Source organism: Marichromatium sp. AB31 (assembly GCF_003718685.1).
Lineage (GTDB): Bacteria > Pseudomonadota > Gammaproteobacteria > Chromatiales > Chromatiaceae > Marichromatium > Marichromatium gracile.
This window is the reverse complement of the sequence record NZ_RHFI01000071.1, coordinates 1-376: the sequence shown is the minus strand read 5'-3', so window position 1 is coordinate 376 and position 376 is coordinate 1. Positions and strand designations below refer to the sequence as shown.

Below are 376 nucleotides of genomic sequence, written 5' to 3'. Positions count from 1 at the left end.
TGTTCAGCGAGCGGCCCTGGCGGATTGCCGCGCCCGCCGGCATGTATCGCCCGAGCGAGGGGATGGGGGCGGTGAACGTGTTGCCGGCGCTGGAGCGGGGATACATCACCTTCGGTACGCTGACCCGCGGGGTGCGTGTCAACCACCGCACCATCCGGGTGTGGTCCGAGATCCTCGAGCGGGTGCCGGGTTCGCGGCTGGTGGTCAACAGCAGGGACTTCTCCACCGAGGCCGAGCAGGAGGCGCTGGCCGAGCGCTTCGCCGCGCACGGGATCGGCGGCGAGCGCCTGGAGATCGGCTATCACTCCCCGCCGTGGGACGTGTTGCGGGGCATGGACATCGGACTCGACTGCTTCCCGCACAACTCGGGGACGAC

The 376-nt window shown here is 69.9% G+C and carries 1 pseudogene; it reads left to right on the top strand.

The features are described from left to right. A pseudogene (locus EBL84_RS16775) lies at window positions 1-376 on the top strand (N-acetylglucosamine transferase); the annotation flags it as partial.